The sequence below is a fragment of the Herbidospora yilanensis genome, assembly GCF_001570565.1.
In the GTDB taxonomy this organism is placed as follows: Bacteria; Actinomycetota; Actinomycetes; order Streptosporangiales; family Streptosporangiaceae; genus Herbidospora; species Herbidospora yilanensis.
In genome coordinates this window covers 149912-173890 of record NZ_BBXE01000028.1, presented here as the reverse complement: position 1 = coordinate 173890, position 23979 = coordinate 149912, and the positions used below count along the sequence as shown (strand labels likewise).

Here is a 23979-nt window from a genome sequence, read left to right as displayed (position 1 = left end):
CGCCGGTAATGGCGGGCCTTTTGTTTTCAGGGGCGTTTCTTGGGAGCGTTGGTACTCGTGAGAGAGGGGTCGCGCACGACGACCGGGCCGAGGATGTCGTCGACCTTCTTCATGACCTCGGCGTCGAGCCTGACCCCGGCCGCCTTGACGTTGTCGCGCACCTGCTCGGGCCGCGAGGCCCCGATGATCGCCGACGACACGTTGGGGTTCTGCAGCACCCACGCCACCGCGAACTGGGCCATCGACAGCCCCAGGTCGGCGGCCACCGGCTTCAGCTCCTGCACGCGGGTCAGCAGGTCGTCGTCGAGCATGCGCTTGATGAAGTTGCCGCCGCTCGGGTCGAGCGCCCGCGAGCCCTCGGGCGGCGGCTGGCCGGGCAGGTACTTGCCGGTCAGCACCCCCTGGGCGATCGGCGAGAACACGATCTGGCCGATGCCCTCCTTCTCCGACAGCGGCACGACCTCGCCCTCGATGACCCGCCACAACGCGGAGTACTGGGGCTGGTTGGAGACGATGCGGTCGAAGCCCATCTGGTCGGCGATCTTCAGCGCGGCGGCGATCTGGTCGGCGGTCCACTCGCTGACGCCGATGTAGAGCGCCTTGCCCTGCCGCACGATGTCGTCGAAGGCCCGCAGCGTCTCTTCGAGCGGGGTCTCGACGTCGTAGCGGTGGGCCTGGTAGAGGTCGACGTAGTCGGTCTGCAGACGGCGCAGGGAGCCGTTGATCGACTCCATGATGTGCTTACGCGACAGGCCCCGGTCGTTGGGGCCCTGCCCGGTCGGCCAGTAGACCTTCGTGAAGATCTCCAGCGACTCGCGGCGCACGCCCTGGAGGGCGCGTCCCAGCACCTCCTCCGCGCGGGTGCCCGCGTAGACGTCGGCGGTGTCGAAGGTCGTGATGCCCTCGTCGAGGGCGGCCTTCACGCAAGCGCGGGCGGCCTCCTCCTCGACCTGGGAGCCGTGGGTGATCCAGTTGCCATAGCTGATCTCGCTGATGACGAGGCCACTTCGGCCCAAATGGCGGAATTCCATGGGCCAACTCTAGACAACCAGAACGAAGTTCTATTTCTTGGGGGAGTTGTCGGGAACCGGGTCGCCACCAGGCTTGACGGTCGGCTTGGGGAAGCGCAGCCGCCGGATCTGCGACGACCGCATGGCGGCGTAGAAGCCGACGCCCTTCAGGTCTTCGTCGGGGAACCTCGCGGCCGCGAGCTTCTTGACCCTGCCCGCGACGTAGAACGAGCTGCCCACCACGAGCACCAGCACCACCGGCAGCGACATCGTGTAGACGGTCAGCACCCAGCGCCGGATCTCGATCGGGAAGGGGATCATCGACAGCAGCATGATGACCAGCACGGCGGGCAGGAAGTACTGCCCCGGGAGCCGCCGGGCGTCGACGAAGTCGCGGGCGAACTTCCTCACCGGGCCGCGGTCGCGGGCCGGGAGATACCGGTCTTCACCGCGCATCATGCCCTCGCGGGCCTTCTCGCGGAGCAGACGGTCACGCTCCCGGGCCTGGCGATAGGCCTCTTTGCGGTTCTTCGGCGCGGTGACAGGTGACCGCCGGCGCCCCTGGGCCTCCGCGCGCTTCGGCGTCGGACGGCCCTTCGCCGGGGTCGTCACAGGCTTAGGATCAACATCAGGGACGGGGGTAGCGTCCGTGGTGGTCTGGGTACGACGTCGGAACACGTTGTCCAGCGTACCGGGAGTGCAACTTAGTGACGCCCCCGTGCGTTATGCGTAGGGTGAACCCAGGCGGCCTTGGCCGCCTTTGCGGGGCTTGAAACGGCTGGGGTCACCCACGCACAACCTAAGAAGGGGACGGCCGACGCGCATGAGCGTGATGAAGAGACTTTCCATGATCTTCAGGTCCAAGGCCAACAAGGCCCTGGACAAGATGGAGGATCCGCGGGAAACCCTGGACTACTCATATCAGCGCCAGCTCGAGTTGCTCCAGAAGGTGCGCCGCGGCGTGGCCGACGTGGCGACCAGCCGCAAGCGGGTCGAATTGCAGATCAACCAGGCCGAGGCCGAGGCCGCCAAGCGTGAGTCGCAGGCCAAGAGCGCCCTGGCCGCCGGGCGCGAAGACCTGGCCCGCGACGCACTCTCGCGCCGCACCGCGATCCAGGCCCAGGTGGCCGACCTGCGCATCCAGTACAACAACCTGCAGGGCGAAGAGGAGAAGCTGACGCTCGCCAGCCAGCGCCTCCAGTCCAAGGTCGACGCCTTCCGCACCCGGAAGGAGACGATCAAGGCCACCTACACCGCCGCCGAGGCGCAGACCCGGATCAACGAGGCGTTCTCCGGGATCTCCGAGGAGATGGGCGACGTCGGCCTGGCGATCCAGCGGGCCGAAGACAAGACGGCCCAGATGCAGGCCCGCGCGGGCGCCATCGACGAGCTGCTGGCCAGCGGCGCGCTCGACGACTACACCGGACAGCGTGACGACATCCAGTCGGAGCTCGACCGCATGGGCGCCGGGGGCGACGTGGAGCTTGAGCTGGCCCGAATGAAGGCCGAGCTGGGGCAGGGCCCGGCGCCGAAGAGCGCCATCGAGCAGGGGCAGCCGGCCGCGCAGCCGCAGCCCCAGCACACCCAGCAATACCGTCAGCCGGGGGAGGCACAGTAGTGATCGTCCGAATCATGGGGGAGGGGCAGGTCCAGATCGCCGACGGCGATCTCGGCGTGCTCAACGACCTCGACACCGAACTCGAGTCGGCCATCGAGGCCGACGACGAGACCACGTTCCGTTCCGCGCTGCACGCGCTTCTCGACAAGGTTCGCCATGTCGGCAAGCCCCTCGCGGACGATGCCCTTGAACCGTCTGAGCTGATTCTGCCCCCCGCGGACGCCTCGATCGACGAGGTCCGGGAGATGCTGGGCGACCAGGGGCTCATCCCGGGTTAGCGCCATGTCCCGGTTCAGGCCCGACTCCGGGCTGACCCGCCGCATGGTCCTGACCATGTTCCTGCTCGGCCTGCTCTATGTCGTGTTCATGGCGGTGCTCATCGCCGTCGGGGCGCGGGCGGTCGTCGTGCTGGTCATCGCCGCGGGCTTCCTGCTGGTGCAGTTCTTCTTCTCCGACAAGATCGCGTTGTACGCGATGGGCGGCAGAGAGGTGTCACCGCAGGAGGCCCCGCAGCTCCACGCCGTGATCGACCGCCTGAGCGCCCTGGCCGACATGCCCAAGCCCCGTGTGGCCGTCGCCGACAGCGACGTGCCCAACGCGTTCGCGACCGGGCGCAACCAGAAGAACTCCGTCGTCTGCGTGACGACCGGCCTGCTCCGGCGGCTCGACCCGCCCGAGCTCGAAGGCGTCCTGGCCCACGAGATGTCCCACGTGGCCCACCGCGACGTCGCGGTCATGACGATCGCCTCGTTCCTCGGCGTGGTGGCCGGGCTGATGACCCGGTTCGCCCTGTACGCCGGCCTCGGCCGCAACCGCGACAACCAGGGCGGCCTGCCGATCGGCCTGATCATCGTGCTGGTCTCCACGATCGTCTACTGCGTCAGCTTCGTGCTGACCCGGTTGTTGTCGCGCTACCGCGAACTGGCCGCCGACCGCGCCGGGGCCTATCTCACCCAGCGTCCGTCCGCGCTGGCCAGCGCCCTGACCAAGGTCTCCGGCGAGATCGCCCGCATCCCGACGCGCGACCTGCGCGAGGCGCAGTCGTTCAACGCGTTCTACTTCGCGCCCGCGCTCAACCGGGAGAGCGTGGCGAGCCTGTTCGCCACCCACCCGCCGCTGGAGAAGCGGCTCGAACAACTCGCCCGGATCTCCGGCGAACTCGGCAGGGAGGCCTGATGGGCTGGTTCGACGCGCTCCTCGGCCGGTCGAAACAGGCCAGGCCCGATCTCGACGCGCTGTTCGCGCTGCCGTCGGCCGCGGTGACGCTGCAGGTCGCGACCGCGTTCGGGCCGGCCGGGGTGGGCTCGGTCTGCTTCCGCGCCGCCGAGGGCGCCGCGTTCGCCCGCCTTCAGGACGACGTACGGGCGCTGGTCGGCACCCCCGAGATCAGCCAGGACGACTACGGCTTCACCTGGCTGACCGTGCGCGACGACGACGTGTCGTCGCTGGTGACCAACCTCCACGGGGCCAACTCCAGCCTGGAGGGCGCCGGGTTCGGCTCCTCGCTGCTGTGCACGACCGTCGTGTTCGCCGACCCCGCCGGGCGGCGGCTCGCCCTGGTATACCTCTACAAGCAGGGCACGTTCTACCCGTTCGCCCCACTGCCGGGCCAGCGGCGCGACAACGCCCTGGAACTGCAGGCGCGCGGCACTCTCGCGGGCGACCTGCCCATCGAGGCCGACCTGTCCCGCTGGTTCGCGGTGTGGGGAGCGCCCGGGCTGTAGGGGGGCCAAGTGGACCAACGGGAGTACGCCGACGCGGTCGCCGCGCAGATCACCGCCATGGCCGAGGCCATCCGGGGTCACGACCTGGCCAGGCCCGTGCCGACCTGCCCCGGGTGGACCCTGCGCGATCTGGTCGAGCACACCGGGAGCACCCATCGCCGGGCCGCGATCGTGGCGGGAGAGGCCCGGCAGGAGCGGCTCGACCGCGCGTCCGTCGACCTGGGCCTGCCCGCCGGCGACGGCGGCTACGCCGACTGGTTCGCCGCCGGGGCCGAACCGCTGAGGAGGGGCCTGCTGGCCCACGACCCGTCGACGGTCGTCTGGACGTGGTCCGGCCCCCGCCCCGTGGTCTGGTGGGCCCGCCGCCAGCTCTGCGAGAACGCCGTCCACGGCGCCGACGCCGCCATCGCCCTCGGCCAGGCCCCGCGCATCGACGAGGCCGTCGCCGCCGACGGGGTGGGCGAACTGCTCGACAACCTCCCCTACGCCGACTGGAAGCCCCGCGACCTGACCGGCGACGGCGAGCGGTTGTCGTGGCAGTCCGACACCGGCGTGGGCTTCCTGGTCACGCTCTACCCCGACGGCTACACCTACGAGCCGTCGGCGATGCCCGGGGAGGTCACCGTCCGCACCTCGACGGCGGCCGACATCCTGCTGCTGATGTGGGGCCGCCGCGGCTACGGCGACTACTCCGTCGAGGGCGACGCCGCCCTGCTCAAGCGGTGGGCCGACAACTCCACGATGTGACCAAGGAGGCGTGGCGCGACGGCCGCGCGCGCCGGGGCGGTGATGGGATCGCGTCCATGATCACCTTCAGGCACGCGACCGCGGCCGCCTTCCTCGCCGCCGGACTGCTGAGCACCCCGGCGGCGTTCGCCGCCACGCCGGCCGGGTATGCCGGGATCGTGGCAGACGACGCGAAGATCACCGTCACCGGCAACGGCGCCGTCTCGGCCGCCCCCGACCGCATGCGCCTCCAGGCCGGCGTCGAGGTCCGCCGCGCGACCGCCGGGGCCGCGTTCGGCGACGCCCGCAGGGCCGCCGCGACCCTCCGCACCGCCCTGCTGAACGCCGGCGTCGGCGAAGACGACCTGCGCACCAGCGAGATCTCCCTCGGCCCCGAATACGACGACTACCCGAAGGTCGCCGGCTACCGCGCCGGGCAGGGCGTCGAGGTGCTCGTCCGCGACCTCGACATCGCCGACCGGGTCGTCGACGCGGTCGCCGCCGCCGGGGAGGAGGCCCGCCTGAACGGCATCTCCTTCGAGATCGGCGACCCCGCGACCGCCCTGGCCGCCGCCCGCGACGCCGCCTTCAAAGACGCCGAGGCCAAGGCCCGGCAGTACGCCGCGCTGACCGGCCGCGGGCTGGGCCGGGTGCTGAGCGTGCAGGAAGACGGCGAGGGGCGCGCCCCGATCCCGTTCGAGGGCGTCCACCTGATGGCGGCCGACAAGTCGATCTCGCCGGGCCGCCAGTCGGTGGGCGTCAACGTCAGGGTCGTCTTCGAGCTCCGCTAGAACGTCACGGCAACGCCAGCATGCGGTCGAGCGCGACCTTGGCCCAGTGGGTGGTCTCCGGGTCGACCGTGATCTGGTTCACGACCTGTCCCGCCGCCAGCGACTCCAGTGAGCGCACCAGGTGGGGCAGGTCGATGCGGTTCATCGTCGAGCAGTAGCAGACGGTCTTCTCCAGGAACATGACCGTCTTGTCGGGGAACATCGCCCCCAGCCGCCGCACCAGGTTGAGCTCGGTGCCCACGGCCCAGGTCGACCCCGCCGGCGCGGCCTCCAACTGCTTGATGATGTATTCGGTCGATCCCACGTAGTCGGCCTTGGTGACCACCTCGTGGCGGCACTCGGGGTGGACCAGCACGTTCACGCCGGGGACGCGGGCCCGCACGTCGTCGACGTTCTCGGCGGTGAAACGGCCGTGGACGGAGCAGTGGCCGCGCCAGAGGATCATCTTGGCGTTCCTGAGCTGCTCGTCGGTCAGGCCGCCGTTCGGGCGGTGCGGGTTGTAGACGACGCAGTCGTCCAGGCCGAGGCCCATCTCCAGCACGGCGGTGTTGCGGCCGAGGTGCTGGTCGGGCAGGAACAGCACCTTCTCGCCCTGCTCGAAGGCCCAGTCGAGGGCCCTCTTGGCGTTGGACGAGGTGCACACCGCGCCGCCGTGCCGCCCGCAGAACGCCTTGATGTCGGCGCTGCTGTTCATGTACGTCACCGGCACCGTGACCCCGGCGATCCCGGCGTCCTCCAGCACCTCCCAGGCCTCCTCGACCTGGTCGAAGGTGGCCATGTCGGCCATGGAGCAGCCGGCGGCCAGGTCGGGCAGGATCACCTTCTGCCGGTCGGAGGTCAGGATGTCGGCCGACTCGGCCATGAAGTGGACGCCGCAGAAGACGATGAACTCGGCCTCGGGCCGGGCCGCCGCCTCGCGGGCGAGCTTGAAGGAGTCGCCCGTCACGTCGGCGAACTGGATGACCTCGTCCCGCTGGTAGTGGTGGCCCAGCACGAACAGCCGGTCGCCGAGCGCCTCTTTGGCCTTGCGGGCCCGCGCCACCAGCGCCGGGTCGGAGGCGGGGGGCAGCTCACCGGGGCAGTCGACACCGCGCTCACTGTGCGGGTCGACGCCCTGCCCGAGGACGAAGAGCGGAAGACTCGTGGTCGTCACGACCACACCCCCTTCGGGGACTTATCGTCGAACTGACGACTAATAATTACACATCCGCTTTGGGAGGTATTCCCGTGGGGTGTCCGGACCGGGAATGTAGGGACAGGGCCAACGTGTTGCTACCGTTCTAGAAGGACGTCAGATACAGACGCTGGGAGTCACCAAGATGTCGGTTGAGAGCAGCGAGACCACGAAGCAGGGCCTGATCCTGACTGACGCGGCCGCCGCCAAGGTCAGCAGCCTGCTGGAGCAGCAGGGCGAGGAGGGCCTCCACCTCCGCGTCGCCGTGCAGCCGGGGGGCTGTTCCGGCCTCCGTTACCAGCTCTACTTCGACGACCGCTCGATGGACGGCGACGTTGTCTCCGACTTCGGCGGCGTCTCGGTCGTGACCGACCGGATGAGCGCCCCCTACCTGATCGGTGCGACGGTCGACTTCGTCGACACGATCGAGAAGTCGGGCTTCACGATCGACAACCCGAACGCCACGGGTTCCTGCGCCTGCGGCGACTCCTTCAACTAAGGAGCGCCCGGCCGGACACCCGCGCACCCCGCTCGGGCGCGCGGGTGTCTCGCCATGTCCCGGGTCAGCCTGAATATCGCGTATTCTTGCGGGGCTCGCGATCCGGCGGGCGTCCACGCGCTGCTGACAACGAGGAGATCACCCCGTGCGCATCGCCGTCACCGGCTCCATCGCGACCGACCATCTGATGACGTTCCCCGGCCGCTTCGGCGACCAGCTCATCGCCGAGCAGCTCGACCGCGTGTCGCTGTCGTTCCTCGTCGACGAGCTGGAGATCCGGCGCGGCGGCTGCGCGGGCAACATCGCGTTCGGCATGGGCGGCCTGGGGCTGCGGCCGATCCTCGTGGGCGCGGTCGGCGACGACTTCGCCGACTACCGGTCGTGGCTGGAGCGTCATGGCGTCGACTGCGACTCCGTGCACATCTCCGAGCTCCACCACACCGCGCGGTTCCTGTGCACCACCGACCAGGACCACAACCAGATCGCGTCGTTCTACACCGGCGCGATGGCCGAGGCCCGCAACATCGAGCTCGGCCCGATCGCGGCCCGCGTCGGCGGCCTCGACCTCGTGCTGATCGGCCCCAACGACCCCGACGCCATGCTGCGCCACACCTCCGAGTGCAGGTCGCGCGGCATCCCCTTCGCCGCCGACATCTCCCAGCAGCTCGCCCGCATGCCCGGTGAGCAGATCCGCGAGCTGATCGACGGCGCGGCCTACCTCTTCTCCAACGACTACGAGAAGGGGCTCATCGAGCAGAAGACCGGCTGGTCCGACGAGGAGGTCCTCGACCGCGTCGGCGTGCGGATCACCACGCTCGGCCCCAAGGGCTCCCGCATCGACCGCAAGGGCGAGCCGTCGATCCACGTCTCCCCGGCCCCCGAGCGCGGCAAGGCCGACCCGACCGGCGTCGGCGACGCGTTCCGCTCGGGCTTCCTGGCCGGCCTGACCTGGGGCCTGAGCCTGGAGCGCTGCGCCCAGATCGGCAACCTCACCGCCACCCACGTGCTGGAGCGCGTCGGCGGCCAGGAATACGAGCTCGGCCAGGCCGACTTCCTGGAGCGCTTCGGCGCCTGCTACGGCAAGGACGCCGCCGAGGAGGTCGGCGCCCACCTGCGCTGCCTGCGCCCGTAGCCCTCACGCGAAAGGCCGCCCCCGGGGCGGCCTTTTTCAGTACTGCCGGCGTACGTGGATCGCCCAGCCGCCCTGCGGCAGCTCGTAGCTCTCGACGTGCTGGTGCGACTTGAGGCGGCACCAGGCCGGGACGTCGGTGAAGGCGGCCGGGTCGTCGGCCAGCACCGAGATCACCGCCCCCACGGGCACCTCGCCGACGCGCTCGGCCAGCATGATGATCGGAATCGGGCACTTGCGGCCCAGCGCGTCGATGGTCAGCGCGGCCGGCGGAATCACCGGCGCGGGCGCTTCGGCAGGCGGCTCGGGCGACTTCTTACGCCAGATCACTGCACCCCCAGACGCTGGCGGACGCGACGCACGATGTCGGGGAGAACGGTGAGGAACCGGTCGACATCGTCTTCGGGTATCCCACGGGGCAGCGATACCCGGACGTTTCCATGCGTAAGCACGCCCATCGCCTCCAGCACGTGTGATGGACGAAGCGTACTCGCCGTACACGAACTTCCTGACGAGACGGCGAAACCGGCCTTGTCGAGTTCGGTCAGGAGCGCCTCGCCGTCGACGTACAGGCACGAGAAGGTCACCAGATGGGGGAGGCGGTCCACCGGATCGCCGATCACCTCGACGTCGGGCACCCGGCGCGGGACCTCGGCGCGGATCCGGTCGACCAGCGCCGACAGGCGGGCGTTCTCGGCCGCCGACTCGGCCGCGCGGGCGCGCAGCGCCGCCGCGGCGGCCACCACGGCGGGCACGTTCTCGTAGCCCGGCACCCGGCGCAGCTCCCGTTCGTCCTCCGGGTAGGGCGAACGCCAGCGGGTGCCCTTGCGGACGGCCAGCACCCCCACCCCGGCCGGCCCGCCCCACTTGTGGGCGCTGGCCGCCAGCACCGACCAGCCCGGCGGGATCGGCAGCCGCCCGGCCGACTGGGCCGCGTCGACCACCAGGGGCACCCCCGCCGACCGGCACGCCTCGGCCGCCTCGGCCACCGGCTGGAGTGTGCCCACCTCGTGGTTGGCCGTCTGGAGCGCCGCCACCGCGACCCCCTCGGCGGCCACCGCCTCGGCGAAGGCGGGCAGGTCGACCCGCCCGGAGATCGCGACGCCTATGGTCTGCACGCCGCCCCCGGCCCCCTCGTGCACGCCCGCCGCGTGCAGCACGCTCGAATGCTCCACCGCGCTCACCACCAGGTGGCGCCCGGCCCTGCGCCGGCCCTGGAGCGCGCCGAGGACGCCCAGGTGGACGGCCTGCGTGCCCGACGTGGTGAACGACAACTCGTCGGGACGCGCGCCCAGCACCTCGGCGATCTCGGCCCGCGCCTGGTCGAGCAGCAGCCGCGCCCGCCGGGCCGAACCGTAGAGCCGGGCGGGGTCGGCCCACCCCACGTCGAGGGCCGCCAGCAGGGCTTCGCGGGCCGCTGGGTGGAGGGGCTCGGTCGATGCCGCGTCGAGGTACGCCACAGTGAGGACATTAACGGGGGCTGGAACGAGGACCGGTGCCGGTCCGCGCTAAAGTGTCTCGGCATTGAAGTGAATCAAGTAAAGCGGGGGAGAAGATTCCCCCGGCTGTGTGGAATCCTCGAAAACCGCCCAGGGGTGTGCCCCATGGGCTTCAAGTGTGGGGTAGGCGATCCGTGAGTCCGACCCGCCGTACGACACGGCGATCGTTGGCCCGCCGCCGGCTGCCCAGTCTCGCCGGTGTGGCGGTTCTGGTCGCGTCCGCGTCGGCGTGTAGTTCCGAGGCAGCAGACCAGTGGTCCCGGCTGGCCCAGCCCGAGCCGCAGACGCGGCAGGGCAACCTGATGCTCGACCTGTGGCTGGGCTCGTGGGTGGCCGCCTTCGCGACGTTCGTCGTCGTCTTCGGCCTGATCGTGTGGTCGGTGCTGTTCCACCGCCGGCGGAAGAACTCCGACCAGCAGTTGCCGCCCCAGGTGCGGTACAACCTGCCGATCGAGATGCTCTACACGCTCGTTCCGCTGGTCATGGTGGCGGTCTTCTTCTACTTCACCGCGCGCGACGAGGCCGAGATCATCAAGGTCTCCGGCACCGCCCCGGTGAAGGTCAAGGTCGAGGGCTACCAGTGGAGCTGGCGCTTCACGACCGAGGCCCAGGGCAAGACCGCGACGGTGGCCGGCGTCCCGGTCGACCTGTCGAAGCAGAGCACGACCAACCCGCAGGGCCCGCAGCTCGTGCTGCCGGTCGGCACCAAGGTCGAGTTCGCCCTTGAGTCGCCCGACGTCATCCACTCGTTCTGGGTGCCGGCGTTCCTCTTCAAGCAGGACGTCATCCCGGGCGTGCACAACAAGTTCGAGCTCGACACCCTCGACAAGACCGGGGTGTTCTTCGGACGGTGCGCCGAGTTGTGCGGCGTCGACCACAGCAAGATGTTGTTCTCGGTCAAGCTGGTCCCGCAGGCGGAGTTCGACCAGTACATGACCACCCAGTCCGCCGCCGGAGGCGCACAGTGACCGCCCACGCCGAAAGCGCGGGCATCCCCGCGCGGCCCTACCGCAAGGGCTCCGTCGTCGTGAAGTGGCTCACGACGACGGACCACAAGATCATCGGTCATCTCTACCTGATGACCTCGTTCGTGTTCTTCCTCATCGGCGGCGTCATGGCCCTGGTCATGCGCGCCGAGCTGGCCCAGCCGGGCATGCAGGTCGTCTCGAACGAGCAGTTCAACCAGCTCTTCACCATGCACGGCACGATCATGCTGCTGATGTTCGCGACCCCGCTGTTCGCGGGCTTCGCCAACGAGCTGATGCCGCTGCAGATCGGCGCCCCCGACGTGGCGTTCCCGCGGCTGAACATGGTGAGCTACTGGCTCTACCTGTTCGGCAGCATCATCGCCGTCGGCGGCTTCTTCACCCCGGGCGGCGCGGCCGCCTTCGGCTGGACCGCCTACGCGCCGCTGTCGAACGCGGTCACCTCGCCGGGCATCGGCGGTGACCTGTGGATCATGGGTCTGGCCCTGTCGGGCCTGGGCACCATCCTCGGCGCGGTCAACTTCATCACCACGATCATCTGCATGCGCGCGCCCGGCATGACGATGTTCCGCATGCCGATCTTCACCTGGAACATCCTGCTCACCAGCATCCTGGTGCTGCTGGCCTTCCCGGTGCTCGCGGCGGCGCTGCTGGTGCTGGAGGCCGACCGGAAGCTCGGCGCCCACGTCTTCGACGCCGCCAACGGCGGCGCGATGTTGTGGCAGCACCTGTTCTGGTTCTTCGGCCACCCCGAGGTCTACATCATCGCCCTGCCGTTCTTCGGCATCATCACCGAGGTCCTGCCGGTCTTCAGCCGCAAGCCGATCTTCGGCTACATCGGCCTGGTCGGCGCGACCATCGCCATCGCGGGCCTGTCGGTGACGGTGTGGGCGCACCACATGTTCGTCACCGGCCAGGTGCTGCTGCCGTTCTTCAGCTTCATGACGTTCCTGATCGCCGTGCCGACGGGCGTGAAGTTCTTCAACTGGATCGGCACGATGTGGCGAGGGCATCTCAGTTTCGAGACGCCGATGCTCTTCGCCGTGGGCTTCCTGGTCACCTTCCTCTTCGGTGGCCTGACCGGCGTCATCCTGGCCTCGCCGCCGCTCGACTTCTCGATCTCCGACTCCTACTTCGTGGTGGCCCACTTCCACTACGTGGTGTTCGGCACGGTCGTGTTCGCGATGTTCGCCGGCTTCTACTTCTGGTGGCCGAAGTTCACCGGGAAGATGCTGAACGACAAGATCGGCAAGTGGCACTTCTGGACCCTGTTCTTCGGCTTCCACCTGACGTTCCTGGTCCAGCACTGGCTGGGTGTCATCGGCTTCCCGCGCCGCTACGCCGACTACGCGGCGGTCGACGGCTTCACCGACCTGAACATGATCAGCTCGGTCGGCGCCTTCCTGCTCGGCGCGTCCACCCTGCCGTTCCTCTGGAACGTCTGGACGACCTGGCGCAACGCGCCCAAGGTCACGGTCGACGACCCGTGGGGTTACGCCGGTTCGCTTGAGTGGGCCACCTCGTGCCCGCCGCCGCGGCACAACTTCCACCGGCTGCCCCGCATCCGGTCGGAGCGCCCCGCGTTCGACCTCAAGTACCCGCACATCACGCCTGGTCAGGCCCAGCCGGAGATCGAGGAGGTCAAGTCGTGAAGGTCCAGGGATGGATGTTCATCCTCACCGGCGCGTTCTTCGCCGCTGCCGACATCGTCTACTGGTTCTGGTCCAAGGAGGTGACCGGCACCACCGCGATGGCGATCTCGGTGGGCCTTGCCTTCATGATCGGCTACTACCTGCTGTTCACGGCCCGTCGCATCGGCGACCAGCCCGAGGACAACAAGGAGGCCGAGATCAGTGACGGCGCGGGTGAGCTGGGCTTCTTCAGCCCCCACTCGTGGTGGCCGCTGTTCGTGTGCCTGTCGGCCGCGCTGACGTTCTTCGGCTTCGTCATCGGCTGGTGGCTCTTCATCATCGGCGTCTTCGCGGTGATCATGAGCACGATCGGATTCGTCTTCCAGTACTACCGCGGGCACTTCTCGCACTAGTTCCCGCAGCTTGGTCCCGGTTCGCCTTGGGCGGGCCGGGACTTTTTCTTTGCCTTCGAAAGGAGTGTCGTGCGACCGAACTCTCCGTAATCGGGTAATAACTCAGAGATAGTGATCAAGGTGACCCGGGGGGAGATCCGCGTGCGAAGTCGTGGTGCGGGGGCGTTGGCCCTACTGATGGTGACCGGTTGTGCCACTACCGCCACAGCAGGGGAGGACGCGACCCAGCAGAAGACGGCCGAAGCGGTCATGATCTTCCCGACCAACGGAGCCGCGAACCTGCCTCCGGAGCTCCCGATCAAGATCTACGCGTCCGGCGCCCCGCTGGGGTCGGTCGCCGTCACCGCCGAAGGGGGCAAGCCGGTCGAGGGCGTCTACAGCGCCGACCGCACGATGTGGCGCAGCGTGCGGCCGATGATGCCGGGCACCCACTACACGGTCGCGGCCACCGCCGGGTCGGCGCGGGGGAGCAGTTCGTTCTCCACCCTCGCCGCCGCCAAGACGTTCGAGATCGACACGCTGCTGCCGAGCAAGGACTACACCGGCCTGACGGTCGGCGTCGGCATGCCGATCATGATCACGTTCAACACGCCCGTGAAGGACCGGGTGTCGATCGAGCGCAACCTGCTCGTGCAGGCGTCCAAGCCGGTCGAGGGCGCCTGGCACTGGTTCGACGACAAGACGATAGCCTACCGGCCGAAGAAGTTCTGGCCGCCCCGGACCAAGGTCCGGGTCACCGCCCGCATGGCCGGCGTCCGCGGCGACACCGGCCTCTACGGCGGCAAGGACGTCGTCCGCGACTTCACCATCGGCCGCTCCCAGATCACCAAGGGAGACATCAGCAAGCACACGATGGACGTGATCCGCGACGGCAAGGTCATCCGGACGATCCCGTTCAGCGCAGGCAAGGGCGGCGTGTGGAAATACCACACCACCAGCGGCATCCACCTGGCCATGTCGCGTGAGGACGTCACGGTCATGACCTCGCCCGACGCGGGCCCCGGCCAGGCGGGCTACTACCAGCAGACCGTCTACGACACCGTGCGCATCTCCAACAGCGGCGAGTACGTCCACGGCGCGCCCTGGTCGGTCGGCTCGCAGGGCAACTCCAACGTCAGCCACGGCTGCGTGAACATCAGCCCGTCGAACGCGCAGTGGTACAAGGACGAGACCCTGATCGGCGACCCGATCATCCTCACCGGCTCACCGCGCCAGCTCGAACCCACCAACGGCTGGGGCCACTGGCAGCCGAAGTGGAACGAGTGGCTGAAGTGGAGCCGGCTGCGCGACGCGACGACCGACCCGATGGCCTAACCGAGCCGCTTCAGGAGCGCCGCGCTGCGGCGCTCCAGATGCGGAACGGCCAGCCTGCGGTGCACCCGGGCCGCGTGCCGCGCGTGGTCGCGGGCGCGGTCCAGGTCGCCGAGGGCCTCGTACAGACCTGACACGGCCTCGTGGATCGAGCCCCACGAGACGCAGCCGGTCCCCAGGGTGGCGATCTGGTCGGCGACCGGCAGCAGGGCCGCCAGCATCTCCTCGGGGGCCGGGCGGCCCAGGCGGGCCGCGACCAGGGCCCACTGCCAGGCCGAGAACTGCCAGGCCCAGTTGCGTTCGAGGGTGACGCCCCAGCGGTCGAGCAGCTCCTTGGCCCGCGTCTGGTCGCCCGACTCCCACAGGGCCAGGATCGCCGTCGGGCGCAGCAGCCGGTTGGACGGATCGTCGGCGCGCTCGGCCAGCGTGGCGACCAGGGCCGCCGGCACCGCGTTCCGCGACCAGTCGATGTAGAACTCGCTCTGCAGTTCGACGAAGTCGGGCCCCCACAGGCTGGTGCGGCGGTACCACTCGCCGGCCAGCGCGCTGTAGCGCCGGGCCTCGGCCCAGTCGCCGTGCAGGATCGCCCGGCCCGAGGCGGCGAAGTTGACCTGGGCGGTGATCTCGGGGATGCGCAGCTCCTCGGTCAGCCGCAGGCAGCGGGCCATCTCGGCGTCGTACTCGGCGATGGCGCCGTCCTGCATCAGGCCCTGCATGCGGTGCAGGCGGGAGATGACCTCGGTCAGCTTGGGCAGGCCGGGCAGGGTGAGGATCTCGGCCGCGGCGGCGAACCGCTCGGCGTCGTGCTCGGGCGACCAGGCGGCGATGACGTAGTTGTTCAGCGTGCGGGCCAGCAGGTGCGGGTCGCCGGTCCGGCGGGCCAGTTCGACCGCCTCGGCGGCGCAGGCCAGGGCCTCGTCGCGCGGGCCGTAGTAGAGCTCCACGGCGAGGGTGCCGAGAAGGGCGGCGCGGCGGGCCAGGTCGTCGGCGGGCAGCCGGGCGAGCTGGTCGCGCAGCAGGTTCACCATGCGCGGGTTGACGACGCCGTACGACCACCAGTTCCACAACGTGACGCCGCCGAAGACGCTGGTGGCCTCGATCGCCATGTCGTCCTCGCCCAGCCGGGTGGCCAGGTCGACCGCCTCGTCGAGGGGCGCGCGGGCGCCCAGCACGTCGCCCGTGACCCGGCGGGCCCGGCCGAGCTCGATCAGCAGGCGGCAGCGGCGGGAGGTGCCCGCCGGGCCGTAGGAGGCCAGCGCGAGCTCCCAGTAACGCACCGCCTCGTCGTAGGCCAGGCCCGCGGTCGCCTGCTCGGCGGCCTTCACGGCGTAGCCGACGGCCTTCTCGGCGTGGCCGACGCGGGCGGCCTGGGCGAAGTGGTGGGCCAGCACCGGGACGCGGTCGAGGTCGCCGCCGCCGAACGACTCGGCCGCCTCGCCGATCTTCCCGTGCAGCCGGGCGCGCTGGAGGCGGGTGAGTTCGCCGTACAGCGACTCCTGGACCAGCGCGTGGGAGAACCGGTAGTCCCAGCCCCCGTCGAGCTCGACGAGCAGGCCGGTCGCGACGGCCGGTTCGAGCAGCAGGAGCAGCCGCGCCGGGTCGATGCCGGCGGCGGCGGCCAGCACGTCGGAGTCGACGTCGCGGCCGGCCACCGACGCGGCCCGCAGCAGCTCCTGGGTCTCCTCGGGCAGGCGGGAGACACGCTGGGCGATGACGTCGCGCACGCCGTCGGGCACGGGCAGGGCCGCGATGTCGGCCGACCGGGTCGAGGCCGCCAGGCGCAGCAGCTCGCCCAGGTAGAAGGGGTTGCCGCCGGTCCGGTCGTGCAGCACGTCCACGTGCCCGCGCAGGGCCGGGTCGCGGCCGTCGAGGTAGTCGGCGACGTCGGAGGTGGTCAGCGGGCCGACCGTGAGCCGTTCGGTGCCGCGCTGGCGGGCGAGCTCGGCGAACACGTCCACGGGCTGGGGGGTGTCGTGGTGGCGTACCGTCACGACCACCAGGAGCGGGATCCGGTGCAGGTCGGCGCCGAGGAACGTGAGGAGCTTCAGGGTGGCCGCGTCGGCCCAGTGGGCGTCCTCCAGCACGATCATGACCGGGCCTTGGGCGGCGCGCCGTTCGAGGGCGCGGGCGACCGCGTCGTGCAGCAGGAACCGGGCGGCGTCGGGGTCGGCGGCCTCGCCGGGGGCCGACAGACGTTCGGCCGTGGGCGGGTCGAGCAGCCGCAGGGCCTGGATCCACGGCCAGAAGGCGGGGGCGTCCTCGGCGCAGCGGCTCCACGCGGTGATGAAGCCGTGCCGGGCGGCCAGCTCGGCGGCGGCCTCGGCCAGGGTGGTCTTCCCGATGCCCGCCTCCCCGCCGATCAGCAACACCCCGCCCGAGCCCTTGGCGGCGTCGGTGACGCGGTCGTGCACGCGCCGCTGCTGGGCCGCCCGGCCGACGAACCGGGGTAGTTCGACCTGCGCCGGGGCGGGCGCGGCGACCACGGCGACCCGCGAGGGCGGCAGTTCCTCCTGCCGCAGCACGGCCTGCTCCAGCGCCCGCAGCTCGGGGCCGGGCAGCAGCCCGAGCTCCTCGTCGAGCAGCGCCCGGCAGCGCTGGTAGGCGCCCAGCGCGTCGGCCTGCCGCCGGTCGGTGTAGAGCGCCCGGATGAGCAGCGACCAGAGCCCTTCCCGGTACGGCGCCGCCTCCAGCAGCCGCTCGACCTCCAGCGCCACCTCGGCCGCGCGGCCGAGCGCCAGCCGCGCCTCCGCGCGGGTGGTCAGCGCCGTCAGCCGGGCCTCGGTCAGGTGGGCGACGGTCGGCCGCAGGTACTCCTCGTCCTGAAGCCCCGTGTACGGCTCACCGCGCCACAGGTCCAGCGCGGGCGTGAGGATCTTCTCGACCTGCTCGGGCGGGGCGGCCTCGGCCTGCTCCATGGCCCGCAGGAAGCGGTGGGAGTCGATCTGGCCGGGGTCGATGTCGAGGAGGTAGCCGGGTTCGCGGGTGCGCAGGATGCGCGCCGGGGTGCGCGGGCTCCTGTCGGGCTCCAGGGCCTTGCGGAGCTGGAAGATGTACGCCTGGAGCGTTCCGGTCGCGCTGGAGGGCGGCTCGTCCTGCCAGAGGGCGTCGATGATCTGGTCGAGCGCCACGACCCTCGGGGCGTGCGTCAGCAGCAACGCCATGACCGCCCGCTGCTTGCGCGGGCCGAGGTCGACGGCCCGCCCCTCGCTGAGGACCTCCACGGGCCCGAGGACCCGGAAGTCGTGCCGCATCGCCGTTCCTCCCCGTTGACTAGGACAACACTAGGATGCCGCCTCAGCCGCATACGAGGACATCATGGGACAACCTCTCCCATGAACGAAATCTCCGGATTCAACCTCGCGGTCCGCCACCACCCCGCCCTGGTGGCCGAGGCCGAGACCCCCTCCGACGTCGCCGAGGCCCTCGCCCACGCGGCCGCCCGCGACCTGCCCGTGGCCGTCCAGGCGACCGGCCACGGGGCCGTCCAGGCCGCCGACGGCGCGGTCCTCATCCTGACCTCGCGGATGCGTTCCCTGACGATCGACCCGGTCGAGCGCACGGCGACCATCGGCGCCGGCTGCACGTTGGCCGAGGTCGTCCAGGCGGCGGCCCCCTTCGGGCTCGCGCCCCTGTGCGGCTCGGCCTCCGGGGTCGGCGCGGTCGGCTTCACCCTCGGCGGCGGCATCGGCCCGCTGGCCCGCACCTACGGGTTCGCGGCCGACCACGTCCGCGACATCACCGTGGTCACCCCGGACGGCGCGGTCAGGGTCGCCGACCCCGGCAGCGAGCCCGACCTGTTCTGGGCGCTGCGCGGCGGCAAGAGCGGCTTCGGCGTGGTGACCTCGCTGACCGTCGACCTGTTCCCGCTGGCCACCGTGTGGGGCGGCGGGTTCTACTACTCGGCCGCCGACGCCCCCGCGGTGGTGCGGGCCTACCAGCGCTGGGCGCCAGGCCTGCCCGAGACGCTGACCACCTCGCTCGCCTTCCTGCGGCTCCCGCCGCTCCCGCAGCTTCCGCCCCCGCTGCGCGGGCAGTTCGTGGCCCACCTGCGGGTGGCCGCCACGCAGCCCCAGGAGGCCCTCCTTGCGCCGATGCTCGGGGTGGCCGAGCCGGTGCTCGGCGGGGTGGGGGAGCTGCCGTACACGCAGCTCGACCGCATCCACAACGACCCGACCGACCCGATGCCGGCGGTCGAGCGCGGCACCCTGCTGCGCGAGCTGACGCCGGAGGCGGTGGAGGCGCTGCTGGCCGTGGCCGGCCCGTCGGTCGAGCTGCCGATCCCCGTGGTGGAGATCCGGCACCTGGGCGGGGCGCTGGCCCGGGAGCCGAAGGAGCCGAACGCGGTCGGCGGGCGCGACGGCGCGTTCAACGTGCTGGCGATCGGGCTGCCGGGCAGCGACCCCGGAGCCGTCGTGGGTGCGCTCGCGCCGTGGTCGACGGGCGGGACGCTCATCAACATGCACGGGGCCGACCTGTCGACGGTGGGGCGGGCCTGGCCGGAGCCGACGCGGCGGCGGCTGGCCGAGATCAGGAACCGGGTCGACCCGGGGAACCTTTTCCGAATCGGTCACGTCGCGCCCCGGTAATTCGGAGTTCCAACTACAGGATTGTGGACGGAATCGTGGAATAGCAATTCATGGCTGGATTGTCACCTCATTTGACGCGAATTCCGGCGTAGACTCCGGGCCATGTCACCGGGGGTGGAGGCGGCCCACCTGGGATTCCCGCACCGCCCCTCGGTGCCTGTCCGAATAATGGGGCTCGGTCGGTGCGGAATCGCACCGTTCTCCACTTTGCGGGGGCCCGTTTTCGGAGCGGTCACGGCCGGAGGAAATGGCATGTGGCGCTGCGGGCGACTCCCTGGGGCCGGCCGCCGGCGCGGGCCCGTCTCCGCCGGGCCCGGCAGCTTCCTGTACGCGTCATCGGCGCTCCCGGGCTTATCGAGGGCCGCGACGTCGGGTGCCGCGATGGAGTCGCAATGAGATCGCTCCCGGTGCCGCCCGGTCGCGGCGCGCATCGGCCGCTCCGGCAGGTGCCGGGTTTGGAACGCTCCCGAGATCCGGCGGCCACCCGGCGGATCGACCGCGCCGTCCCGGCCATCGTCGGCAAGAGGAGAGACGTGACCCGCTCGACCCCCGGTCCGCCGCGGGCCGCCGTCGTGACGATCGCGGCCGTCGCGCTGCTTCTGGCCGCCGAGCCGGGCCCCGCCTCCGCGGCCGGCGATGAGCCCGGCGACCCCATCGAGAAGACCGACCGGCTCCTCTTCGGGGTCCCGCTCGGCGACTTCATCGACCGCGCCGACCGGAAGGGCAGGGACAAGGAGCTCGTCTGGGTCGCCGACGACTGCTCGTTCGCCGGGGACGAGGGCGAATTCGACTTCGCCGACGCCTGCCGGCGGCACGACTTCGGCTACCGGAACCTCCGGGCGCAGGAGCGGCTCACCTCCGAGGCCCGGCGGCGCGTCGACGACCGTTTCCTGGCCGACGTGAACGCGCTCTGTGGCCGCTACCAGGGCTGGGAGTCGTTCAAGGGCGTGGCCTGCCGGGGTGAGGGGCGGGTCCTGCACGCACTCCTGCGCGGCGTCGGGCGGGTCTATCCGGTGGCCGCCGCCGTCAGCCCGTCGGGGCGGGTCGTCCGGCTCTACGCCAATCCCGGCGAGCCGTTCGCCGTCGGGCACATCGGCGACGGAGCCCCCGGCGACGCCGTCTGGGTGGACCGTTCCTGGAATCTGGGCGTCACCTGGATCCAGCTCGGGCTGACCCGGGTCCAGCCCTTCCTGACGAGCGCGGTCACGCCGCCGATGTGGGACCGCTACCAGAGCCTGCGCGCCTGCGGCCAGGCCCGCGGCGGGGCCGTCGCCTGCACCAGGTGGGTCACCCCGTGATCGTCCGGAGAAACGAGAAGACCCGGAGCGAAACGCTCCGGGTCTCTCCGTGAGAAACGGGTCAGTGCAGTTCGCGCGGCTTGTCGCCCGCGCCGACCGCGGCGTGCTCGTCGTCGTGGCCGTGACCGTGGCCGTCGCCGTCGAGCGGCACGTGGTCGGTGCCGTAGAACTTGCTGGCCTTGGCGCGGAGCTTGCCGATCGGACCGCGCACGCCCTTCGGCGGGATGCCGTCCTTGTCCTCGTCGCCGGGGACGATCGGGATCTCCTTCTTGCCGCGCATGTGCTCGGCGATGTCCTCGGCCGGCGGCACGTGGACCTCGATGTACTCGCCGTGCGGGAGCCGCTTGATCACGCCCGACTCCACGCCGTGGGACAGGATGTCCTGGTCACGACGCTGGAGGCCGAGGCAGATCCGGTAGGTCACCCAGTAGGCGATCGCCGGGCCGATGAAGATGGCGAACCGGCCGATGATCGTCGTCTCGTAGAGCCCGATGTGGAAGAACGCCGAGATCCAGTCGTTGGCGCCCATCAGCCACAGGATGCCGTAGAACGCCACACCGCTCATGCCGATCGCGGTGCGGACCGGGGCGTTGCGGGGACGGTCGGCCAGGTGGTGCTCACGACGGTCGCCGGTGATCCACTGTTCTGCGAACGGGTAGACCGCCAGGCCCGTCATGATGATGCCCATCGGCACCAGCGCCGGGATCAGCACGCTGAGCGGCACCGTGTGGCCGAGGAAGTTGATCTCCCACGCCGGCATCAGACGCAGCGCGCCTTCCAGGAAGCCCATGTACCAGTCGGGCTGGGAGCCCGCCGAGATGTCGGCCGGGGTATAGGGGCCGAACAACCAGATCGGGTTGATCTGCGCGAACGTGCCCAGACCCGCGATGCACGCGAACGTGAACAGGAAGTAGGCGCCCGCCTTGGCCATGAAGGCCGGGTAGAACGGCGCGCCCACCACGTTGTGCTCGGTGCGGCCCGGGCCGGGCATCTGGGTGTGCTTCTGCACCCACATCAGCACCATGTGGGCCGAGATGAGCGCCAGCAGGATGCCGGGGATCAGCAGGATGTGCAGCGAGTAGAAGCGCGAGATGACGTCTTCGCCCGGATACTCCCCGCCGAACAGGAAGAACGTGACGTAGGTGCCGACGACCGGGATCGAGATCGCGACACCCTCGGTGATCCGCAGACCGGCGCCGGAGAGCAGGTCGTCGGGGAGGGAGTAGCCGGTCAGACCCTCGGCCAGCGCCAGCGTCAGGAGCAGGACGCCGATGATCCAGTTGAGCTCACGCGGCTTGCGGTAGGCGCCGGTGAAGAACACGCGCAGCATGTGGACGGTCATGCCGGCCACGAACAGCAGGGCCGCCCAGTGGTGCATCTGCCGGATCAGCAGACCACCCCTGACCTCGAAGCTGATGTGCAGCGTCGAGGCGTAGGCCTCCGACATCCCCACGCCCACGAGCGGCTGGTAGGAGCCGGCGTAGATGACGTGCTGCATGCTCGGCTTGAACCAGAACGTCAGGAACGTGCCGGTCAGCAGCAGGATGATGAAGGAGTAGAGGGCGATCTCCCCGAGCAGGAACGACCAGTGGTCGGGGAAGACCTTGCGCAGGTTGCGCTTCAGGAAGCTGCCCGCGCCGAGCCGGTCGTCGAGGTAGGACGCGGTGCCCGCGATGGGCTTCGGAGTCTCGTTCACGACTGGTTCCCCCTGGCTTCCCGGGCGTCGGCCTCGGCGTCGCCGCGCTCCCAGAAGCTGGGACCGACGGGCACGTCGAAGTCGGCCTGGGCGATGAGGTAGCCCTGGCCGTCGACGCCGATCGGCAGCTGCGGCAGCGGCCGGGCGGCCGGGCCGAAGATGACCTTCGCGCCGTCGGTCGCGTCGAACGTCGACTGGTGGCAGGGGCACAGGATGTGGTGGGTCGTCTGCTCGTAGAGCGCCGCGGGACAGCCCACGTGGGTGCAGATCTTCGAGTAGGCGACGATGCCGTCGTAGGTCCAGTTCTTGATCGTGCCCGACTTGAGGTCTTCGGGACGGAACTTGATCAGGATCAGGGTGGCCTTGGCGAGGGCGTTGAGGTCGTGCTCGTAACCTTCGGGCACGACCGACAGGATGCCGCCCGGGGAGTCGAAGTCGGACGCCAGGATCGGCTGGCCGGTGCCTTCGACCACCAGCTTCATGCCCTTCTTCCACACCGTGTGACGCAGCGAGGTGCCGGGCAGCGGGCCCAGGTCCTTCAGCAGTACCAGCGGGGCCAGGCCGAGCGGCGCCGCCGCCAGCAGGAGCGTGCGGCGCATCATCTTGTGCTTGACGAAGCCGCTCTCGTTGGCGCCGGCGACGAACGTCTTCCCGACGTAGTCGCGGGTGTCGCCGTCGGAGCGCATCTCGTGGCGCTCCTGGACGATGTTGTACTTCGGCATGATCCGCCGCACCCACACCACCACGCCGGCCGACAGGGCCAGCAGGGCCACCGTCAGGCTGCCGCCGAGGGCGGCGTTGGAGACGCCGGTGCTGTCGATGTCGCCGACCTGGAAGATCACATAGGAGGCGATGAAGGCGATGCCCGCCAGGAAGGCGATGAAGAACAGCAGGGTGACCGTGCGTTCGGCCCTGCGGGCGTCGGCGGGGTCGGGGAGCGTCACGCCGGGCGTCTCCACCTCGGCCGTGGCCGGGCGGGTGCCGAGTACGGCGGTTCCCTGAGCCGGGGTGCCGATGACGCGACGCGGCACGCGCGCCTCGTCATCGGGGCCGGGAAGCTCGTTATCTGTCATTTTGATGTTCTCTTACGCTTCTTGGCGGTGATCCAGATGGCGGCGAGGGACATGAAGCTGATCCCGGCGATCCAGGCGACGAGGCCTTCGCTGACCGGGCCGATGCGACCGAGACCGAACCCGCCCGGGTCGACCTGACCGCGCACCTGGGTGATGTAGGCGATCATGTCGCGCTTCTGCTCGGGCGTGATGATCGAGTCGTTGAAGACCGGCATGGCCTGCGGACCCGTGATCATCGCCTCGTAGATCTGCTCCGGCGTCGCCGGGTTCAGGTTCGGGGCGTACTTGCCGTAGGTGAGCCCGCCGCCGGCGCCGACGAAGTTGTGGCACTGGATGCAGTTGGCGCGGAACAACTCGCCGCCCTTGGCCGGGTCGCCCTTGGAGGGGTCGACCATGTCGGCGGTCGGCCGCGTGGGGCCGCCGCCGAGGCTCTGGACGTAGGCCGCGAGCTGGTTGATCGCCTCGGGAGTGACCCATTCGGCGAGGGGCTTGCGGGGCGCCTGGGCGGCCGGGTCGGCGGCCGGCATGCGGCCCGAGCTGACCTGGAAGTCGACCGAGGCGGCGCCCACGCCCACCAGCGGCGGGGCCATGGAGGTGCCCTCGGCGTTCATGCCGTGGCAGCTCGCGCAGTGGGCCACGAACAGGCTCTTGCCCTCGGCCACGTCGTCGGCCTTGCCCGACGCGACCGCCGCGTCGGCGGTGCTGTCACTGGGCGCCGCGGCGGCGTATCCGCCGCCCAGCAGGCCCAGCGCGAGCGCCACGACCGCGAGGCGCGCGAGGGGATGCCGCCGCCGTCGCGCGGTGATGGAGTTCAC

General features: G+C 70.5%; 23 protein-coding genes. 14 read left to right on the top strand and 9 right to left on the bottom strand.

Annotation, left to right across the window (positions count from 1 at the left end; translation table 11 throughout):
• Nucleotides 1-26: 26 nt before the first annotated feature.
• The gene (locus tag AW273_RS22970) at nt 27-1031 is read right to left on the bottom strand and encodes an aldo/keto reductase family protein (protein ID WP_062351553.1); all 1005 of its coding nucleotides are present in this window, start codon (nt 1029-1031) and stop codon (nt 27-29) included.
• 30 nt (nt 1032-1061) lie between these two features.
• Nucleotides 1062-1622, bottom strand: a complete 561-nt coding sequence (locus tag AW273_RS22965; protein ID WP_232327553.1) for a DUF3043 domain-containing protein — start codon at nt 1620-1622, stop codon at nt 1062-1064.
• A 211-nt stretch (nt 1623-1833) separates the two neighbouring features.
• On the opposite strand from AW273_RS22965, the gene AW273_RS22960 reads away from it, so the two are divergent.
• The 6 genes from AW273_RS22960 to AW273_RS22935 are packed head-to-tail and all read left to right on the top strand — an operon-like array spanning nt 1834 to nt 5869.
• Entirely contained in the window at nt 1834-2628 is a 795-nt protein-coding gene (locus AW273_RS22960; RefSeq protein WP_083949962.1) for a PspA/IM30 family protein, read from the top strand.
• Nucleotides 2628-2906, top strand: coding sequence for a PspA-associated protein PspAA (gene pspAA, locus AW273_RS22955; RefSeq protein ID WP_062351547.1), 279 nt, complete (start codon nt 2628-2630; stop codon nt 2904-2906). The genes AW273_RS22960 and pspAA overlap by 1 nt, the downstream gene beginning before the upstream one ends.
• Before the next feature lie 4 nt (nt 2907-2910).
• Nucleotides 2911-3804: a zinc metalloprotease HtpX gene (gene htpX / locus AW273_RS22950; RefSeq protein ID WP_062351545.1), complete on the top strand. Its 894-nt coding sequence runs from the start codon at nt 2911-2913 to the stop codon at nt 3802-3804.
• Nucleotides 3804-4352, top strand: coding sequence for a PspA-associated protein PspAB (gene pspAB, locus AW273_RS22945; protein WP_062351543.1), 549 nt, complete (start codon nt 3804-3806; stop codon nt 4350-4352). The genes htpX and pspAB overlap by 1 nt, the downstream gene beginning before the upstream one ends.
• Nucleotides 4353-4361: 9 nt before the next feature.
• Entirely contained in the window at nt 4362-5099 is a 738-nt protein-coding gene (locus AW273_RS22940; RefSeq protein ID WP_062351542.1) for a maleylpyruvate isomerase family mycothiol-dependent enzyme, read from the top strand.
• A gap of 56 nt (nt 5100-5155) precedes the next feature.
• Nucleotides 5156-5869, top strand: coding sequence for an SIMPL domain-containing protein (locus AW273_RS22935; RefSeq protein WP_062351619.1), 714 nt, complete (start codon nt 5156-5158; stop codon nt 5867-5869).
• Between the two features lie 4 nt (nt 5870-5873).
• Here the strand turns inward: AW273_RS22935 and nadA are convergent, their stop codons facing one another.
• Nucleotides 5874-7028: a quinolinate synthase NadA gene (gene nadA, locus AW273_RS22930; protein ID WP_157556057.1), complete on the bottom strand. Its 1155-nt coding sequence runs from the start codon at nt 7026-7028 to the stop codon at nt 5874-5876.
• Between the two features lie 160 nt (nt 7029-7188).
• Here nadA and AW273_RS22925 point away from each other — a divergent pair, with 160 nt between their 5' ends.
• Nucleotides 7189-7542, top strand: a complete 354-nt coding sequence (locus tag AW273_RS22925; protein ID WP_030450477.1) for a HesB/IscA family protein — start codon at nt 7189-7191, stop codon at nt 7540-7542.
• Nucleotides 7543-7687: 145 nt separating this feature from the next.
• The gene (locus AW273_RS22920) at nt 7688-8674 is read left to right on the top strand and encodes a carbohydrate kinase family protein (protein WP_062351540.1); all 987 of its coding nucleotides are present in this window, start codon (nt 7688-7690) and stop codon (nt 8672-8674) included.
• 36 nt (nt 8675-8710) lie between these two features.
• On the opposite strand, the gene AW273_RS22915 is transcribed toward AW273_RS22920, so the two are convergent.
• Nucleotides 8711-9001 (bottom strand): sulfurtransferase TusA family protein, encoded by a 291-nt coding sequence (locus AW273_RS22915; RefSeq protein WP_231515279.1) that lies wholly within the window; start codon nt 8999-9001, stop codon nt 8711-8713.
• A complete protein-coding gene (locus AW273_RS22910; protein ID WP_062351537.1) occupies nt 8998-10131 on the bottom strand; it encodes a cysteine desulfurase family protein in 1134 nt (377 codons plus the stop codon). Before AW273_RS22910 ends, AW273_RS22915 begins: the two co-directional genes overlap by 4 nt.
• Nucleotides 10132-10370: 239 nt before the next feature.
• Between AW273_RS22910 and ctaC the strand changes: the two genes are divergently transcribed.
• The 4 genes from ctaC (at nt 10371) to AW273_RS22890 (ending at nt 14514) form a co-directional block, all read left to right on the top strand.
• Nucleotides 10371-11138, top strand: a complete 768-nt coding sequence (ctaC, locus tag AW273_RS22905; RefSeq protein ID WP_231515278.1) for an aa3-type cytochrome oxidase subunit II — start codon at nt 10371-10373, stop codon at nt 11136-11138.
• Nucleotides 11135-12808 (top strand): aa3-type cytochrome oxidase subunit I, encoded by a 1674-nt coding sequence (gene ctaD, locus AW273_RS22900; protein ID WP_062351534.1) that lies wholly within the window; start codon nt 11135-11137, stop codon nt 12806-12808. The genes ctaC and ctaD overlap by 4 nt, the downstream gene beginning before the upstream one ends.
• Nucleotides 12805-13200 (top strand): cytochrome c oxidase subunit 4, encoded by a 396-nt coding sequence (locus AW273_RS22895; RefSeq protein WP_062351531.1) that lies wholly within the window; start codon nt 12805-12807, stop codon nt 13198-13200. The genes ctaD and AW273_RS22895 overlap by 4 nt, the downstream gene beginning before the upstream one ends.
• Nucleotides 13201-13365: 165 nt before the next feature.
• Nucleotides 13366-14514 (top strand): L,D-transpeptidase, encoded by a 1149-nt coding sequence (locus tag AW273_RS22890; RefSeq protein ID WP_232327552.1) that lies wholly within the window; start codon nt 13366-13368, stop codon nt 14512-14514.
• Here the strand turns inward: AW273_RS22890 and AW273_RS22885 are convergent.
• On the bottom strand, nt 14511-17762 hold the full coding sequence (locus AW273_RS22885; RefSeq protein ID WP_062351527.1) for an ATP-binding protein: 3252 nt from the start codon (nt 17760-17762) through the stop codon (nt 14511-14513). The two genes, AW273_RS22890 and AW273_RS22885, sit on opposite strands and share 4 nt — an antisense overlap.
• An 81-nt stretch (nt 17763-17843) precedes the next feature.
• Between AW273_RS22885 and AW273_RS22880 the strand changes: the two genes are divergently transcribed.
• Nucleotides 17844-19097 carry an FAD-binding oxidoreductase gene (locus AW273_RS22880; protein WP_062351525.1) on the top strand — a complete coding sequence of 418 codons (1254 nt, stop codon included), beginning with the start codon at nt 17844-17846 and terminating at the stop codon, nt 19095-19097.
• A gap of 392 nt (nt 19098-19489) precedes the next feature.
• A complete protein-coding gene (locus AW273_RS22875) occupies nt 19490-20395 on the top strand; it encodes a phospholipase A2 (RefSeq protein ID WP_083949961.1) in 906 nt (301 codons plus the stop codon).
• Nucleotides 20396-20456: 61 nt separating this feature from the next.
• Here AW273_RS22875 and qcrB read toward each other — a convergent pair whose 3' ends face one another.
• The 3 genes from qcrB to qcrC are packed head-to-tail and all read right to left on the bottom strand — an operon-like array spanning nt 20457 to nt 23979.
• Nucleotides 20457-22091 (bottom strand): cytochrome bc1 complex cytochrome b subunit, encoded by a 1635-nt coding sequence (qcrB, locus tag AW273_RS22870; protein ID WP_062351521.1) that lies wholly within the window; start codon nt 22089-22091, stop codon nt 20457-20459.
• On the bottom strand, nt 22088-23164 hold the full coding sequence (qcrA, locus tag AW273_RS22865; RefSeq protein ID WP_062351519.1) for a cytochrome bc1 complex Rieske iron-sulfur subunit: 1077 nt from the start codon (nt 23162-23164) through the stop codon (nt 22088-22090). The genes qcrB and qcrA overlap by 4 nt, the downstream gene beginning before the upstream one ends.
• On the bottom strand, nt 23161-23979 hold the full coding sequence (qcrC, locus tag AW273_RS22860) for a cytochrome bc1 complex diheme cytochrome c subunit (protein WP_062351605.1): 819 nt from the start codon (nt 23977-23979) through the stop codon (nt 23161-23163). Before qcrC ends, qcrA begins: the two co-directional genes overlap by 4 nt.